Raw genomic sequence first — 14,995 nt, forward strand, 5'->3', positions numbered from 1 at the left:
GCACCGCAACGGCAGTGGCCGCACCGTGCGGCCGGCACCGGCGGGCGCGCTCGGCGACACGTAACGGGGGGCTCGACAGCCATGATGGGACCGGCACACTCACTGTCAGGAGCGGCGGCCTGGCTGGGGGTGGGCGCCGCGGCGGCCGCCGCGGGCCACACCATGCCCTGGCCCGTCCTCGTCGTCGGCGCGCTCATCACCGCGGGCGCGGCTCTCGCCCCCGACCTCGACCACAAGTCAGCGACCATCTCCCGCGCCTTCGGACCCGTCTCGCGCGCCCTCTGCGAGATCGTCGACAAGCTCTCGCACGCCGTCTACAAGGCCACCCGCATGCGCGGCGACTCCCACCGCAACGGCGGCCACCGCACCCTCACCCACACCTGGGTGTGGGCCGTCCTGATCGGCGGCGGCGCCTCCGCCCTGGCGATCACCGGAGGCCGCTGGGCGGTCCTCGCCATCCTCTTCGTCCACCTCGTCCTCGCCGTCGAGGGGCTGCTGTGGCGGGCCGCCCGCGTCTCCAGCGACGTCCTGGTGTGGCTGCTCGGGGCCACCAGCGCCTGGATTCTCGCCGGCTTCCTCGACAAGCCGGGCAACGGCGCGGACTGGCTGTTCAGCGCCCCGGGCCAGGAATACCTGTGGCTGGGGCTGCCCATCGTGCTCGGCGCCCTCGTCCACGACATCGGCGACGCGCTGACCGTCTCCGGCTGCCCGATCCTGTGGCCCATCCCGCTCGGCCGCAAGCGCTGGTACCCGATCGGGCCGCCGAAGGCCATGCGCTTCAAGGCCGGCAGCTGGGTCGAGATCAAGGTGCTGATGCCGGTCTTCATGATCCTCGGGGGAGTCGGCGCGGCCGCCGCCCTGAACGTCATCTGACCCGCTCCCGGAAGGCCCGCTCCCGGAAGGCCCGCTCCCGGACGGCCCGGCCGCGCGGACGGCGGCCAGGCTGTCCGCAGGCCGGCGCACCAACCGGCCCCGCCGCCGGAACCCCGTCAGCCGTGCCAGGAGCGCCAGAGCGCCGCGTACGCCCCGTCCGCCGCCACCAGCTCGTCATGGCTGCCCAGCTCGCTGATCCGGCCCTGCTCGACCACGGCGATCACGTCCGCGTCGTGCGCCGTGTGCAGCCGGTGGGCGATCGCCACCACCGTACGGCCGTCCAGCACCCGGGCCAGCGACCGCTCCAGGTTCCGGGCCGCCCGCGGATCGAGCAGCGACGTCGCCTCGTCCAGGACCAGCGTGTGCGGATCGGCCAGCACCAGCCGGGCCAGCGCGATCTGCTGGGCCTGCGCCGGAGTGACCACCAGCCCCCCGGACCCGACCTCCGAGTCGAGCCCGTCCGCCAGCGCCCGCGCCCAGCCGTCCGCGTCCACCGCCGCCAGCGACGCCCACAGCTCCGCGTCCCCGGCGTCCGCCCGCGCCAGCAGCAGGTTGTCTCGCAACGAGCCGACGAACACATGGTGCTCCTGGTTGACCAGCGCCACATGCGACCGCACCCGCTCCGTCGCCATCCGCGACAGCCGCGCACCGCCGAGCGTCACCTCACCGGCGCGCGGGGCGTAGATCCCCGCCAGCAGCCGGCCCAGCGTCGACTTGCCCGCACCGGACGGCCCGACCAGCGCCAGGCGCGTACCCGGCGCGACGTCCAGCGACACCTTGTGCAGCACGTCGACCCCGTCCACGTACCCGAAGCGCACCTCGTCCGCCCGTACGTCCCGGCCGTCCGGGGACACCGAGGCGTCCCCCGCGTCCGGCTCGATCTCCCGCACGCCCACCAGCCGCGCCAGCGACACCTGCGCCACCTGCAACTCGTCGTACCAGCGCAGGATCAGACCGATCGGGTCCACCATCATCTGCGCGAGCAGCGCGCCCATGGTCAGCTGCCCCACCGTGAGCCAGCCCTCGATGACGAACCAGCCGCCCAGCAGCAGGACCGCGCCGACGATCGTCGCGTACGTGACGTTGATGACCGGGAAGAGCACCGTGCGCAGGAACATCGTGTACCGCTCCCACGCGGTCCACTGCCGGACACGCAGGTCCGAAAGACCGACCCGGCGCGCCCCCAGCCGGTGCGCCTCCACGGTCCGCCCCGCGTCCACGGTCTCCGCCAGCATCGCCGCGACGGCCGCGTAACCGGCGGCCTCCGAGCGGTACGCCGAGGGAGCCCGGCGGAAGTACCAGCGGCAGCCGATCAGCAGCAGCGGCAGCGCGACGAGCACCGCGAGGGCCAGCGGGGGAGCGGTGATCGTGAGGGCGGCCACGAGCAGCCCCACCCACACCACGCCGATCGTCAGCTGCGGCACGGCCTCGCGCATCGCGTTGGCGAGCCGGTCGATGTCCGTGGTGATCCGGGACAGCAGATCGCCCGTGCCCGCCCGCTCCAGCACGCCCGGCGGCAGCCGCACCGACCGCACGAGGAAGTCCTCGCGCAGATCGGCGAGCATCTCCTCGCCCAGCATGGCGCTGCGCAGCCGCATCGTCCGGGTGGCCACCGTCTGCACGACGAGCGCCAGCGCGAACACGGCGGCGGTGCGCTCCAGATGCAGGTCGGAGACCCCGTCGGACAGGTCCTCGACGACGCCGCCCAGCAGGTACGGGCCCACGATGGACGCCGTCACCGCCAGCGTGTTGAGCAGCGTCACCACGATGAACGGCCCGCGGTGGCGCCGCATCAGCTCCAGGACGTACGCCCGTACGGTCATGGGCCCGGCGACCGGCAGGGTGGTGGCGGTCTCGGGGGCCGCCGGATCGTAGGCGGGGGGCTGGTGGACGGGCGGATGGGGAGCGTAGCCGGTGGGGGCCGACGGATTCTCTTCCGGCTGCTGCTGGGCCGGTTGGCTGCGGGCCGGTTGGCTCCGGGGCGGTGGGGCGACGCCGCTCATGCCCGTTCCTCGACTTCCTGTTCGGTGCTTACGCCCTCGCTCCGCTCGGGTGCGGCGTCGGGCTCCTTCTCGTCGTCGGTGTCGCGGGCCACGACGGCCCGGTACCGCTCCTCGGTGCGCAGCAGCTCGCGGTGCGTGCCGACCGCGACGACCGTGCCGTCGTGCACCAGCGCCACCCGGTCCGCCAGGTCCAGCAGCAGCGGCGAGGAGGAGAACGCGACGGTCGTACGGTTCGCGCGCAGCTCCCTGACGCCCGCCGCGACGCGGGCCTCGGTGTGCGAGTCGACCGCGGAGGTGGGCTCGTCGAGGACGAGGACGTCCGGGTCCGCCAGCAGCGACCGGGCCAGGGCGAGCCGCTGGCGCTGGCCGCCGGACAGGGACCGGCCGCGTTCGGTGATCCGGGTGTCCATCGGCTCGCAGTCCGGGTCCGGCGACGCCTGGGCCAGCGCGGCCAGTACGTCGTCGCACTGCGCGGCGGACAGCGCCTCACCGGCCGCCACCCGCCCGGACGAGGGCACGTCGAGCAGTTCGCGCAGGGTGCCGGAGAGCAGCACCGGGTCCTTGTCCTGGACCAGCACGGCGGCCCGCGCCACGGACCGCTCCACCTCGTCCAGGGCCACGCCGCCCAGCAGGACGGAGGGCGGGGCGTCGGTGCCGTCGCTGTCCCCGTTGCCGTTGCCGTCCGCGTTGCCGTCCCCGGCCGCGGACCCGGTCTCGCCGGGCAGGGCGTGGCCGCCGAGCCGGTCCGCCAGCCGGCCCGCCTCGTCCGGGTCGCCGCACACCACGGCGGTGAGCCGGCCCTGCGGGGCCAGCAGGCCGGTGACCGGGTCGTACAGATCGCCGGACGGGGCGGTGGTGACGGTGGCCGGCCGGGCGGTGCGGCTCAGCCCCAGCACACGCACCGCGCGCTGCGCCGAGGGACGGGAGAAGGAGTAGGCCATCGCGATCTCTTCGAAGTGCCGCAGAGGAAACAGCATCAGGGTGACCGCGCTGTACACCGTGACCAGCTCGCCGACCCCGATCCTGCCGTCACGGGCCAGCGCGGCGCCGTGGACGACCAGGGCGAGCAGCAGCAGCCCCGGCAGCAGCACCTGCACGGCGGAGATCAGCGACCACATCCGGGCGCTGTGCACCGCCGCCACCCGAACCTCCTGCGAGGCCCGCCGGTACCGCTTCAGGAACAGCTCCTCGCCGCCGATACCGCGCAGGACCCGCAGCCCGGCCACGGTGTCCGAGGCGAGCTCGGTGGCCCGGCCGCCCTTCTCCCGCTGCACGTCGGCCCGCCGGGTGGCGCGCGGCAGCAGCGGCAGGACGGACAGGGCGAGGAACGGCATGGCGATCGCCACGAGGACGCCCAGCGACGGCAGATAGACGACGAGCCCCACGCTGATGACGACGAGCACGGTCGCGGCGGCGATGAAGCGGGAGAGGGACTCCACGAACCAGCCGATCTTCTCCACGTCACCGGTCGACACCGCGACCACCTCGCCCGCCGCGACCCTGCGCGTCAGCAGCGAACCCAGCTCCGCGGTCTTGCGGGCGAGCAGCTGCTGGACCCGCGCGGCCGCGGTGATCCAGTTGGTGACGGCGCTCCGGTGGACCATGGCGTCGCTCACCGCCGTCACCACACCCAGCAGCGCGGTCAGCGCACCCGCCAGCGCGAGCCGGCTCCCGGACCGGTCGACGACCGCCTGGACGGCGAGGCCCACCGCGAGCGGGTACCCCGCGATCGAGCACTGGTGCAGCAGCCCCCACAGCAACGCCTTGACCTGGCCGCCCAGCTGATTGCGGCCGAGCCAGAGCAGGAAGCGGGGGCCCGAACGGACGTCGGGATCGCCGGGGTCCGGATACGGAAGATCGCGAATGTGCATGACATCCCAAGGGATCGGAAGGACCGGGCCCGCCGAGGCGCCGAGCGCGCGCCGGGACAGCGGTCCGTCACCTGCGGGGGGACGCAGGCGGGGGAACCAAACCGTGCCAGCTTCGCCCGCCACCGGGGAACCGGCAAACGGTTTTATGCGGATGCGCGTGCATACGGTCCCCGGCCGTCCGGCCTGCGGACCGTTGTCCGCCCGGGCGGGTAAAGATTCGGCACGCTTTCACGGGGCGGGCCGGGCACGGGCGGGCAGGCCCCGCACCGGGTGCGAGCATGGACGGATGCGTATAGCCGGTGCGGTACGAGTGGTGGCCTCGGCGGCCGCCTGTGGTGTCCTGCTCACGACCCTGACGTCCTGCGGGGGCGACGGGAACGACGGCGCGAAGAAGAGCGGCGCCGCCAAGCGGTCCGCCGCCGCGCAGGGACACGCCTCGAAGGGCCACGCCGAGCCCCCGACCACCGGCCTCAAGCGCATCCCCGACGTCGGAGACCGGCTCCAGTCGCAGATCCCGGCCGACTCCCGCCAGGTCGTCGCCGTCTACGGCGCCGGAAAGAACTCCGCGGACTCCACCGTCGTGCTCTACACCAAATCGCGCTCCACCTGGGACAAAGTCGCGGGCTGGAAGGGCCACAACGGCAAGAAGGGCTGGACGGCCGACCACCACGAGAACGACAAGCGCAGCCCGGTGGGCGTCTTCACCCTCAGCGACGCCGGCGGCGTGCTCGCCGACCCCGGCGCCCGCCTCCCCTACACGCGGACGCCCTCGATCCAGGCCCCGCACTACTGGCCCAAGACCCACTGGCACGACTTCGACTACGTCATCGCGATCGACTACAACCGCGTCAAGGGCACGCCCCCCAACGACCCGACGCGCCCCCAGGGCCAGACCAAGGGCGGCAGCATCTGGCTCCACATGGACCACGGCAGCGGCACCTCGGCCTGCGTGAGCGTGTCCAAGGAGGCCATGGAGAAGCTGCTGCGCACCCTGGACCCGAAGCAGCACCCGGTCGTGGTCATGGGCGACCGCGCGAGCTTGCGCGCCTGACGGCCGCGAGCTTGCGTATCTGACGGCATGGGTCCGGCCCGCCGCACTCCGGTTCCGCTCAGGCGGGGCCGGGGCGTGTCGCCCACTCCAGTTCCATCAGCGCCGAGTGGTACGAACGGCCCGTCGCCCGGTCCATGCCGATCTCGCACATCCGGTTGGCCGAGAGATACGCCTCGTACGCGCGGGACCGCACCTCGGCGGCCTCCTTCGCCGTCGCGGAGGCGGTCAGCTCCTTGTGCAGCATGCCGCGGTCGCCCGCGAAGCCGCAGCACGCGGCGTCGTCCGGGATCACCGCCTCGTCCGCGCAGGCCGCCGCCACCGCGTGCAACCGGTCCACATCGGCGAGATGCTCCATCGAACAGGTCGGATGCAGCACGGCCGAACCCCTCGTCCGCAGCACCGTCAGCTCAGGAAGCAGTTCGTCCGCCGCCCAGACCAGGGAATCGGTGATGGTCAGCTCGCCGTGCAGTTCCCGGTTCTCCTCGGTGAGATACGGGACCACCTCCTGGGCGATGCCCAGCGTGCACGACGAGGCGTCCACCACCAGCGGCAACTTCCCGCCGCCGGTCCAGCCCCAGGCGGCCTCCACGATCCGGTTGGCCATGACGGCGTTACCGGCGTCGTAGCCCTTGGAGTGCCAGATGGTGGCGCAGCAGGTGCCGTTGACGTCGTCCGGAATCCATACGGGCCTTCCCGCCCGGGCCGACACGGCGACCACCGCCTGCGGCAGCGACGGGCCGCGATACCCGTCCGGGCTGCCGAAGATACGGTTCACACAAGCCGGGTAGTAGACGGCGCTCGCCCCCGTCCTGCGCGTCGGCGGCAGCTTCCGGGAGGCGGCGCCGGGGATCTCCGGCAGCCACTCCGGGACGAGGTCCGGGCGTACCGCCCGGCGGGCGAGCCGGGTGCCCCCCTGGAGCAGCCGGTCGTCGATCCTGCTCGCCGCGGCCACCGCCAGCCGTGCCGCCGTCTCCGCCGCGCCGAAGTGCCGGGCGGCGAGCGCGGCGATCCGCTCCTCGCGCGGCGAGTGCCGCTGATGGCGGAAGCCCTTCATCATGGCGCCGGTGTCGATGCCGACCGGGCAGGCCAGCTTGCAGGTGGAGTCACCGGCGCAGGTGTCCACGGCGTCGTAGCCGTAGGAGTCGAGGAGGTTCGTCTCGACGGTGGAATCGACGGGCTGGCGCATCATCTCCCGGCGCAGCACGATGCGCTGGCGCGGCGAGGTCGTCAGATCGTGGCTGGGGCAGGTCGGTTCGCAGAAGCCGCACTCGATGCACGGGTCCGCGACCGGCTCCACCTTCGGAATGGTCTTCAGCCCGCGCAGATGGGCCTTCGGATCGCGGTCCAGGACGATCCTCGGGGCCAGGACCCCGTCCGGGTCGATGACCTGCTTGGTGCGCCACATCAGCTCGGTGGCGCGCGGGCCCCATTCCAACTCCAGGAAGGGAGCGATGTTGCGGCCGGTGGCGTGTTCCGCCTTGAGCGATCCGTCGAACCGCTCCACCGTCAGCCGGCAGAAGTCCGCCATGAAGGCGGCGTAGCGCTCGACGTCGGACGGGCGCGCCGCGTCGAACGCCAGCAGGAAGTGCAGATTGCCGTGCGCGGCGTGGCCGGCGACGGCGGCGTCGAAGCCGTGTTCCGCCTGGAGCGCGAGCAGCGCCTCGCAGGCGTCCGCCAGCCGGGACGGGGGGACGGCGAAGTCCTCCGTGATCAGCGTCGTGCCCGAGGGGCGGGAGCCGCCGACCGCGGTGACGAACGCCTTGCGGGCCGTCCAGTAGCCGGAGATCGTGGCCGCGTCACGGGTGAACTCGTTGGTCACCGAGGTCACCGGCCGGACCAGCTCCAGCCGCCGTACCACCTCGGCCGCCGCCCGCTCGTACGCCTCCTGGCCGGCCTCGTCGGGGGCGCGGAACTCCACCAGCAGCGCCGTGGTCTCCTTCGGCAGCCCGGCCCAGTCGGAGGGCACGCCCCGCACACTGACCGAGGCGCGCAGGGTGTTGCCGTCCATCAGCTCGACGGCCAGGGCACCCGCCTCGTTGAACAGCGGCACGGCGGCCGCGGCGGCGGTCAGCGAGGGGAAGAACAGCAGCGCGGTGGAGATCCGGCGGTCCAGCGGCAGGGTGTCGAAGACGACCTCGGAGATGAAGCCGAAGGTCCCCTCGGAGCCGACCATGAGACCGCGCAGGATCTCCACCGGGGTCGAACCGTCCAGAAACGCGTCCAGCCGATAGCCGTTGGTGTTCTTGATCTCGTACTTGGCCCGGATGCGGGCGGTGAGCGCGGCATCCGCCTCGATCTCGGCCTTGAGCGCCAGCAGCCCTTCGCACAGCCGCGGCTCGGCGCGGGCCAGCTCCTCGTCGGCCGCCGGATCGCCGGTGTCCACCACGGTCCCGCTGGGCAGCACGAAGGTGAGCGAGGAGACGGTGCGGTACGAATTGCGGGTGGTGCCCGCGGTCATGCCCGAGGCGTTGTTGGCGACGACGCCGCCGATCGTGCAGGCGATGGCACTGGCCGGGTCGGGGCCCAGCAGCCTGCCGTACCGGGCGAGGGCGGCGTTGGCCCGGACGACCGTCGTCCCCGGCCGGATACGGGCCCGGGCGCCGTCCGCCAGGACCTCGACGCCCGCCCAGTTCCGCCGGACGTCCACCAGGATGTCCTCGCCCTGCGCCTGGCCGTTGAGGCTCGTACCGGCGGCGCGGAAGACGACACCGCGCCCCCTGCCGTGCGCGTACGACAGGATCGCGGAGATGTCGTCGATGTCCTCCGGGACGACCACCACCTGGGGCACGAAGCGGTACGGGCTGGCGTCGGAGGCGTACTTCACCAGGTCGGAGACCTTCCAGAGCACCTTCTCGGCGCCGAGCAGGGCGGTCAGCTCGGAGCGCAGCGGCTCCGGCGTGCCCCCGGCCCGCTCCTCGGGGACGCGGTCGTGGGAGGGCGGGCGCACCGCGGCGGGGCGCAGCGTGTCGGGGTCCGGCTCCAGCAGCGGCATGGTGGCTCCTCCTCGGCGGTTTCGCGGTCCGGCGGCCCGTCGCCGCGTCCCGTTCCAGGTCAGCAGCGGCGCTCCGGCATCCCGTTGACCAGCGCGGTCAGCAGGCCGCCGAGCTCCTCGCGCTGGTCGGCGGTCAATGGAGCCAGGATCTCCTCTGCGGCCGCCCGGCGCGCGTCGCGCAGCGAGCGCAGCGTGGCGACGCCCTCGTCCGTGATCTCGATCCGGACCACCCTGCGGCTGGCCGGATCGGGGACGCGGCGGACCCGGCCACCGGCCTCCAGCGCGTCCACCAGGGTGGTGACGGCGCGGGGGACCACGTCGAGGCGCTTGGCGAGATCCGCCATCCGGGGCGGGCCCTCGTAATGCGCGACGGTGCGCAGCAGCCGGAACTGCGCGGGCGTGATGCCGATCGGCTCCAGCTGGCGGCTCTGGATGCGGTGGAGCCGCCGCGTCAGCCGCAGCAGTTGTTCGGCGAGCAGGCCGTCGGGGTCGGGGGAGTCCATGGCACAACCGTATCAGGACTCCGCTCATTGTGAATAGAGGTAACAATGAGCTATGCTCTCTTTCGGCTCGACCGTCGAGGACGCGGTTACCGCCTCCGGACGGCCCTGCCCGCACCCCGCGCCGGGTGTGCCGCCGTTGCGGCCGCGCCCCGACGCCCCGTTGTCGCACGCCCGACGAAGGAGCCCATGAAACCCGACGCACCCACGTGGACACCCCCGCCCCGGGACGGCAGTCAGCCGCCCGCCGACGTGCGCCGCATCCTGCGCCTGTTCCGCCCGTACCGCGGCCGCCTCGCGGTGGTCGGACTGCTCGTCGGCGCCTCGTCGCTGGTGTCGGTCGCCTCGCCGTTCCTGCTGCGCGAAATCCTGGACACCGCCATCCCGCAGGGGCGCACCGGACTGCTCTCGCTGCTCGCCCTCGGCATGATCCTCACCGCCGTGATGAACAGCGTCTTCGGTGTTCCGCAGACCCTCATCTCCACGACGGTCGGCCAGCGCGTCATGCACGACCTGCGCACCGCGGTCTACGCGCAGCTCCAGCGGATGCCGCTCGCCTTCTTCACCCGGACCCGCACCGGCGAGGTCCAGTCCCGGATCGCCAACGACATCGGCGGCATGCAGGCCACCGTCACCTCGACGGCGACCTCCCTCGTCTCCAACCTCACCGCCGTCGTCGCCACCGTCGTCGCGATGCTCGCGCTCGACTGGCGGCTGACCGTCGTCTCGCTGCTCCTGCTGCCGGTCTTCGTCTGGATCAGCCGCCGTGTCGGCCGTGAACGCAAGAAGATCACCACCCAGCGCCAGAAGCAGATGGCCGCCATGGCCGCCACCGTCACCGAGTCGCTGTCCGTCAGCGGCATCCTCCTCGGCCGCACGATGGGCCGTTCCGACTCGCTGACCCGCGGCTTCGCCGAGGAGTCCGAGCGGCTGGTCGACCTCGAAGTCCGCTCCAGCATGGCCGGACGGTGGCGGATGTCCACGATCGGCATCGTCATGGCCGCCATGCCCGCAGTCATCTACTGGGCCGCCGGCATGGCCCTGCAGTCCGGCGGCCCCGCCGTCTCGATCGGCACCCTCGTCGCCTTCGTCTCGCTCCAGCAGGGCCTCTTCCGCCCGGCCGTCAGCCTGCTCTCGACCGGCGTACAGATGCAGACGTCCCTCGCGCTCTTCCAGCGGATCTTCGAGTACCTCGACCTCACCGTGGACATCACGGAGCCGGAGAACCCGGTCCACCTGGACAAGATCCGCGGCGAGGTCCGCTTCGAGCACGTCGACTTCAGCTACGACGAGCAGAGCGGCCCCACCCTCGGCGACGTCGATGTGACCGTGCCCGCCGGCGCCGCACTGGCCGTCGTCGGCCCCACCGGCTCCGGCAAGTCCACCCTCAGCTATCTCGTGCCCCGCCTGTACGACGTCACCGGCGGCCGGGTCACCCTCGACGGGGTCGATGTGCGCGACCTGGACTTCGACACCCTGGCCCGTGCCGTCGGCGTCGTCTCGCAGGAGACCTACCTCTTCCACGCCTCGGTCGCCGAGAACCTGCGCTTCGCCAAGCCCGACGCCACCGACGAGGAGATCGAGGCCGCAGCCCGCGCGGCCCAGATCCACGACCACATCGCCTCCCTGCCCGACGGCTACGACACCCTCGTGGGGGAGCGCGGATACCGCTTCTCGGGCGGCGAGAAGCAGCGCCTGGCCATCGCGCGCACCATCCTGCGCGACCCGCCGGTGCTGATCCTGGACGAGGCCACCAGCGCGCTGGACACCCGCACCGAACATGCCGTCCAGGCCGCGATCGACTCCCTGTCCGCCGGACGCACCACGATCACCATCGCCCACCGGCTCTCCACCGTCCGCGACGCCGACCAGATCGTCGTCCTCGACGGCGGCCGCACGGCGGAGCGCGGTACCCACGAGGAACTGCTCCGACTGGACGGCCGGTACGCGGCGCTGGTCCGCCGGGACACGGAGATGGCCCCGATGGCCGGCTGACCGGCCCGCACGGGCCGCCCCGCCCTCCGGCCTCTAGACGAACACGGGCTCCTCGGCGGCCGGGGCAGCGCCGGACGCGCCCGAGTCCCCCACGGCCTCCCCGCGCCCGCGCCCCAGCAGCTCCAGAACCGCCCGCACGGCGGACCGGCCGGCGCGGTTGGCACCGATGGTGCTGGCGGAGGGCCCGTAGCCGACGAGATGGATACGCGGATCACGCACCGCCCTCGTGCCCTCGACGCGAATACCACCGCCGCGCTCACGCAGCCGGAGCGGGGCCAGATGGTCGATGGCAGCGCGGAAGCCGGTGGCCCAGAGGATGACGTCGGCCTCGACGACGCGCCCGTCGTCCCAGGCCACGCCCCTGGGCGTGATCCGGTCGAACATCGGCAGCCGGTCGAGCACCCCCGACTCGCGGGCCCGGCGGATCGCGTCGTTGACGGGCAGCCCGGTCACGCTCACCACGCTCTGCGGCGGCAGCCCGCGACGGACCCGCTCCTCCACCATCGCCACAGCGGCCCGGCCCTGGTCCTCCCCGAACGGCCCCTCCCGGAACACGGGCGGCCGGCGTGTCACCCAGTGTGTCTCCGCCGCCACCTCGGCGATCTCCATCAGATGCTGCGTACCGGAGGCCCCGCCGCCGACGACGACCACGCGCTGCCCGGCGAACGCGCCCGGACCGGGGTAGCCGGACGTGTGCAGTTGCCGGCCCCGGAACGTCTCCTGGCCCCGATAGCGCGGCCAGAACGGCCGGTCCCAGGTCCCCGTCGCGTTGATCAGCGCGCGCGTGGCGTACAGCCCCTCGGAGGTCTCGACGAGCAGCCGGCCCCCGTCGCCCTCACGCACGGCGTCCACGTCCACCGGCCGGTGCACGCGCAGCCCGAAGGCCCGCTCGTACCGGTCGAAGTACGCGCCGATCACCTCCGACGAGGGCCGCTCGGCATCCGCCCCGGTCAGCTCCATCCCCGGCAGGGAGTGCATCCCGTGCACCTTGCCGTACGTCAGCGACGGCCACCGGAACTGCCATGCGCCGCCGGGCGCCGGCGCATGGTCCAGGACGACGAAGTCGCGGTCCGGCTCCAGCCCGCCGCGCCGCAGATGGTAGGCGGCGGACAACCCCGCCTGACCGGCCCCGATCACCACGACGTCCACCGACCGCACCTCAAAATCGTTCACGCTTCTACCAACTACGGAGCACCCGAGGAACTTCCCCACCCTCCACCGAAGCGGCCGCCCCCTCCCTCCGACGCGCAGCGCCCCCACACGGTTAACTGCTCCGCCCGCCGATGACGGCAGGATGTTCCCCATGTCTGCTGCCTTCACCACCACCGTCCTCCACCTCACCACGGGCTCCACGGAGACCGTCACCGACCTCACCCCGGACTGCGAACAGTTCCTCGCCCGCGCGGCGGCCGGCCGCGACGGCCTGCTCAATCTCTTCGTCCCGCACGCCACCGCCGGAATCGCCATCCTGGAAACCGGCGCCGGCAGCGACGCCGACCTCCTGTCGGCCCTCCACACCCTGCTCCCCGCCGACGACCGCTGGCAGCACCGCCACGGCACCCCCGGCCACGGCCGCGACCACGTGGTGCCGGCCCTCATCCCCCCACATGCAACCCTCCCGGTGATCGCGGGCCACCTGGAACTGGGCACCTGGCAGTCGGTATGCCTGGCGGAGTCGAGGGGGAGCAACCGAGACAACCAACTGCCGAGGAAGACCGGCTTGAGCCACGCTCCGCCATTGCTCGTGCGATCTCGGCGGTCTCGTGCCTGCGGGGTGACCGCACCGACCCGAGCTCCGCGCCTGACGTGTCCGGTCAGCGGCTTGCCCGGCGTCGCTGAGTGGACCTTCCCCGGCCGCCGGCTTCCGCCGACTACAACGTCGCTACGAACGCAAGCCTGGTCACTTCCTGGTCTCCGTCGGCACAGCCGCAGCCCTCCTTTGGCACCGGTGGACGGTCTGGACGTAATGCCCGACAGCGTTGATGATCCGGCTGGAAGGACGGCCCGCCGATATCAGCTGCAAGGTGCCACGATGACCTGCACATCAGGAGCGGGGTGAGAGCGCGGCCTTCTGCCTCTCCGCCGAGACGTCGACGCGGAGCCCGGCTCGCGGAGCGCTGCGCCGGCGTTCGTGCTACGCCGAGAGCAGGGACCCTTTCCGTTACCCGCGCAGACACCAGTCGACGAATTCCGCGACGCTGGGGTCCACCTGGCCCTTCCCGTCCGCCACCGCCGCCGTGCAGAAGAACCGGACCTCGCCGAACTCGAGATCCATCGTCTTCGCCAGGTTCCTCAGTCCCAGCCGTTCGCACAGCCACTCCCGGGCGGTCTCGCTGTCGTCCGGGCGCTCGGGCTGGAGACCGGACTGGTCGGCGAGCAGGTCCCGCTTGCTGATGGCGACGGCGAGGCGGGCTCGGTCCAGACGGGTTCCCATGGTGCGGACGGTCTGCACCGAGCGCGAGAAGACCTCCTCAGGATCGACCGTGGAAGCCAGCGAGCGGTCCACCTTCGGGCCCGCCGGGTCAAGGCGCGTCCAGAAGGCGTCGACGGCCATCGGGTCGAGCACGAAGACGAAGGTTCCGGCCTCCCGGACGTAGCGCAGCGCATCGGTCTCCTCCCGGTTCACGAACCGCTCGCCGGCCGTGTCGAAGACGTGCACCAGCCGCTCGGCGCGGCCGCTGCCGAGCACGAAGGAGTGCGCCCGGGGCAGCGCCTTCTGGGTGGGCCGGGTGTTGCCCTGGATCTCCAGGACCTCGTTCAGGACGAGCTGGGTGGCTGTCGATTCCGCATCCGCGAGCCGGATCGCCGGACCGCCGTTCTCCGCGGTGTTCTCCAGGGACTTCACCATGGCGGCCATGAGCTGGGTCTTGCCGGCGGCGCGGCCGCCGATCAGCGGCAGGATCAGCTCGGGCATGTGCCCGGCGTCCGGGTTCATCGGCTTCCCGCAGCTCACGTGCACGCAGAAGCCGCTCAGACGGGTGTCACGGCTCATGAGCAGCAGGAGCGTCGGCATCCGCGTGCCGCAGGCGCACCGGCGCCGGAAGAGGCCGAAGGTCCCCGGCCGGATATCGGTGTGCCGACGGCGGCAGGACGCCTGCGGGCAGTCGTACGCGGGGTAGGGGACGCGCTCGAAGCAGCTTGGGCACAGCATCCCCCGCGGCAGCCCCCGAGCGATCATCACCGTGCGATCGGCGGCGCGCAGGATGCCGGCGATCAGCCGCGCTCCCGCCGCCGCCAGTGCCACGGCGAGCGCGTGCAGGGCGAGGAGCAGGGCGAGGACCGGGACCGCGGCGACGGCCCCCGCGGCGAGCCCCAGATAGAGCGTCAGGCCGTACGGGACTGTGAAGGCCCGGTGGTGGGTGGGCGCGGTGAACTGGCCGGTGGTCACTCGGCGGAAGGTGTCCCCGACGGTACGGAGGTATGTGCGGCGGCCCAGGGTGAGGATCTGGCGCAGGTCGCGGGTGGCGGGGCCGAAGAAGTAGTTGCGGTGGGCGCGTTCGACGCTGGGAAGGTACGGCGGGAGGACCACGTACTCGGGGGTGCGCAGACGCAGTACCCCGTCGACCACCCGCAGGTACCGCCAGGTCAGCTCCATGACGAGGGCGAGGCCCCGCAGCACCGCGATGACCGGGGCGACGGACAGGTACAGGCCGAGCAGCGCCAGGTAGACCGCGGGGACCAGGACGAAGATCAGGATGTCGCTCATCGGA

At 72.7% G+C, this 14,995-nt stretch carries 9 protein-coding genes and 1 pseudogene; 4 read left to right on the top strand and 6 right to left on the bottom strand.

All coding sequences use genetic code 11. From position 1 onward, the window contains the following. Nucleotides 1-81 precede the first annotated feature (81 nt). The gene (locus DNK56_RS15690; protein WP_111334459.1) at nt 82-873 is read left to right on the top strand and encodes a metal-dependent hydrolase; all 792 of its coding nucleotides are present in this window, start codon (nt 82-84) and stop codon (nt 871-873) included. Nucleotides 874-989: 116 nt separating this feature from the next. Here the strand turns inward: DNK56_RS15690 and DNK56_RS15695 are convergent, their stop codons facing one another. Both DNK56_RS15695 and DNK56_RS15700 read right to left on the bottom strand, forming a co-directional pair. After that, complete coding sequence (locus DNK56_RS15695) at nt 990-2,876, bottom strand: ABC transporter ATP-binding protein (protein WP_241989887.1); 1,887 nt, start codon at nt 2,874-2,876, stop codon at nt 990-992. Then, nucleotides 2,873-4,747: an ABC transporter transmembrane domain-containing protein gene (locus tag DNK56_RS15700; protein WP_111334461.1), complete on the bottom strand. Its 1,875-nt coding sequence runs from the start codon at nt 4,745-4,747 to the stop codon at nt 2,873-2,875. Before DNK56_RS15700 ends, DNK56_RS15695 begins: the two co-directional genes overlap by 4 nt. A gap of 310 nt (nt 4,748-5,057) precedes the next feature. On the opposite strand from DNK56_RS15700, the gene DNK56_RS15705 reads away from it, so the two are divergent. Beyond that, nucleotides 5,058-5,798: a L,D-transpeptidase family protein gene (locus DNK56_RS15705; RefSeq protein WP_111334463.1), complete on the top strand. Its 741-nt coding sequence runs from the start codon at nt 5,058-5,060 to the stop codon at nt 5,796-5,798. 58 nt (nt 5,799-5,856) lie between these two features. Here DNK56_RS15705 and DNK56_RS15710 read toward each other — a convergent pair whose 3' ends face one another. After that, nucleotides 5,857-8,790: an FAD-binding and (Fe-S)-binding domain-containing protein gene (locus DNK56_RS15710; RefSeq protein ID WP_111334465.1), complete on the bottom strand. Its 2,934-nt coding sequence runs from the start codon at nt 8,788-8,790 to the stop codon at nt 5,857-5,859. A 59-nt stretch (nt 8,791-8,849) separates the two neighbouring features. After that, entirely contained in the window at nt 8,850-9,293 is a 444-nt protein-coding gene (locus DNK56_RS15715) for a MarR family winged helix-turn-helix transcriptional regulator (RefSeq protein WP_111334467.1), read from the bottom strand. Nucleotides 9,294-9,479: 186 nt separating this feature from the next. Between DNK56_RS15715 and DNK56_RS15720 the strand changes: the two genes are divergently transcribed. Beyond that, nucleotides 9,480-11,285 (top strand): ABC transporter ATP-binding protein, encoded by a 1,806-nt coding sequence (locus tag DNK56_RS15720; protein WP_111334469.1) that lies wholly within the window; start codon nt 9,480-9,482, stop codon nt 11,283-11,285. A 33-nt stretch (nt 11,286-11,318) separates the two neighbouring features. On the opposite strand, the gene DNK56_RS15725 is transcribed toward DNK56_RS15720, so the two are convergent. Further along, the gene (locus tag DNK56_RS15725; protein WP_111334471.1) at nt 11,319-12,443 is read right to left on the bottom strand and encodes an NAD(P)-binding domain-containing protein; all 1,125 of its coding nucleotides are present in this window, start codon (nt 12,441-12,443) and stop codon (nt 11,319-11,321) included. Nucleotides 12,444-12,588: 145 nt separating this feature from the next. On the opposite strand from DNK56_RS15725, the pseudogene DNK56_RS15730 reads away from it, so the two are divergent. Beyond that, nucleotides 12,589-12,990: pseudogene (locus DNK56_RS15730) on the top strand (YjbQ family protein); the annotation flags it as partial. A 456-nt stretch (nt 12,991-13,446) separates the two neighbouring features. On the opposite strand, the gene DNK56_RS15735 reads toward DNK56_RS15730, so the two are convergent. Then, a complete protein-coding gene (locus DNK56_RS15735) occupies nt 13,447-14,991 on the bottom strand; it encodes a TRAFAC clade GTPase domain-containing protein (RefSeq protein ID WP_111334473.1) in 1,545 nt (514 codons plus the stop codon). Nucleotides 14,992-14,995: the final 4 nt, after the last annotated feature.

It is taken from the genome of Streptomyces sp. AC1-42W, from assembly GCF_003248355.1.
In the GTDB taxonomy this organism is placed as follows: Bacteria; Actinomycetota; Actinomycetes; order Streptomycetales; family Streptomycetaceae; genus Streptomyces.

Coding starts and splice junctions, on each gene's coding strand:
- DNK56_RS15695 (WP_241989887.1), bottom strand. CDS start 2,876: ATGAGCGGCGTCGCCCCACCGCCCCGGAGCCAACCGGCCCGCAGCCAA.
- DNK56_RS15735 (WP_111334473.1), bottom strand. CDS start 14,991: ATGAGCGACATCCTGATCTTCGTCCTGGTCCCCGCGGTCTACCTGGCG.
- DNK56_RS15715 (WP_111334467.1), bottom strand. CDS start 9,293: ATGGACTCCCCCGACCCCGACGGCCTGCTCGCCGAACAACTGCTGCGG.
- DNK56_RS15700 (WP_111334461.1), bottom strand. CDS start 4,747: ATGCACATTCGCGATCTTCCGTATCCGGACCCCGGCGATCCCGACGTC.
- DNK56_RS15720 (WP_111334469.1), top strand. CDS start 9,480: ATGAAACCCGACGCACCCACGTGGACACCCCCGCCCCGGGACGGCAGT.
- DNK56_RS15710 (WP_111334465.1), bottom strand. CDS start 8,790: ATGCCGCTGCTGGAGCCGGACCCCGACACGCTGCGCCCCGCCGCGGTG.
- DNK56_RS15690 (WP_111334459.1), top strand. CDS start 82: ATGATGGGACCGGCACACTCACTGTCAGGAGCGGCGGCCTGGCTGGGG.